Origin of the sequence: Actinosynnema sp. NPDC023658 (assembly GCF_040639995.1) — a bacterium.
In the GTDB taxonomy this organism is placed as follows: domain Bacteria; phylum Actinomycetota; class Actinomycetes; order Mycobacteriales; family Pseudonocardiaceae; genus Actinosynnema.
This window is the reverse complement of record NZ_JBFAAX010001204.1, coordinates 1-1,556: the sequence shown is the minus strand read 5'-3', so window position 1 is coordinate 1,556 and position 1,556 is coordinate 1. Positions and strand designations below refer to the sequence as shown.

Here is a 1,556-nt window from a genome sequence, read left to right as displayed (position 1 = left end):
TGACGATCCGCTCGGTGTTGCGCATGCCGAAGAACAGGCCCTCCAGCAGGTGTATGGCCATCGGGAACCACGAGCGGAACATCGCGCCGAAGTCGTGCGCGGGCAACTGGTACAGCCGCACGTCGGTCACCGCGTCGGCGGTCATCTGGTAGAGCGTGGTGCCCTCCACGTCCGCGCCCAGGTAGGCCTGCGTGGCGCCGAAGTAGGAGCCGCGGTGGTCGGTGCGGTTGGTCTCCACGCGCTGACCGCCGATGATCCGGCTGAGCGCCACGGTGCCGTCCAGCAGCACGAAGAAGCAGGTCGCGGGCTGGCCCTCGCGCAGCACCTGCGCGCCCGCGCCGTGCGTCTCCACCTGGCCGTGCGCGACGAGCCAGTCCAGCTGCTCCTCGGACAGGTGCTCGAACAGGAACAGCCCGCGCAGGTCGTCGACCGTCAGGTTCTCCATCACGACTTCTCCAGGTAGCGGTGGACCAGGGAGACGGCCATCGCGCCGTCACCGACCGCGGACGCGACCCGCTTCACCGAGTCCGCGCGCACGTCACCGGCGACGAACACGCCCGGCAGGCTGGTTTCCAGGTGGTAGGGCGGCCGGTCCAGGTCCCAGCCGTCGGGCAGGCGCCCGTCCACGACGAGGTCCGGTCCGGCGAGGACGAACCCGCGCTCGTCACGGGCCAGCGTGTCCGCGAGCCAGTCGGTGTGCGGCGCGGCGCCGATGAACGCGAACAGCCACGACGTCGACACCGTCGTCGTCTCGCCGGTCTTGTTGTGCCGCAGCGTCACCGTCTCCAGGTGCTGCTCCCCCGTGCCGCCGACGACCTCGGTGCAGGTGAGCACCTCGATGTTGGCCACCCGGGCGAGCTGTTCGACCAGGTAGTGCGACATCGACTGGGCCAGCGAGTCGCCGCGCACCACCAGCACGACGCGGCGGGCGTGCGCGGCGAAGTAGAGCGCCGCCTGGCCCGCCGAGTTCGCGCCGCCGACCAGGTAGACGTCCTGGCCCGTGCAGCTGGGGCCCTCGGTGGTGGCCGCGCCGTAGAACACGCCCCGGCCGGTCAGCGTGCCGAGACCGGGCGCGTCCAGCATCCGGTAGGACACGCCGGTGGCCAGGATGACGGTGTGCGCGGCCAGCTCGGTGCCGTCGTCCAGCCGCACCACGCGGGCCGCGCCGCGCGCCTCCAACCCGACCACGTCGCACGCCGTCAGCACCTCGACGTCGAACTTCAGCGCCTGCCTGCGGGCGCGGTCGGTGAGCTGCTCGCCGGACACGCCGTCGGGGAAGCCCAGGTAGTTCTCGATCCGGCTGCTGGTGCCCGCCTGACCGCCGGTGGCGCGGCGCTCGACCAGCACCGTGCGCAGGCCTTCCGAGCCGCCGTAGACGGCCGCGCCCAGACCCGCCGGGCCGCCGCCGACCACGACCAGGTCGTAGAAGTCGGTGGACGGCCGCGTGCTCAGGCCGACCCGGGCGGCCAGCTCCGCGTCCGACGGCTCGACCAGCGGCTCGCCGTCCGCGGTGATGACCACGGGCAGCCGGGCGCCGTCCTGGCCGGACGCGGCGA

The 1,556-nt window shown here is 72.9% G+C and carries 2 protein-coding genes; both read right to left on the bottom strand.

Features of this window, described 5'->3' with window-relative positions:
• Positions 1–445: cyclic nucleotide-binding domain-containing protein (locus AB0G02_RS39565; RefSeq protein ID WP_360805470.1), on the bottom strand; the 445-nt coding region annotated here is incomplete at its 3' end.
• A partial coding sequence (locus AB0G02_RS39560; RefSeq protein WP_360805467.1) for an FAD-dependent oxidoreductase occupies positions 445–1,556 on the bottom strand: 1,112 nt, incomplete at its 5' end. The genes AB0G02_RS39560 and AB0G02_RS39565, both read right to left, overlap by 1 nt.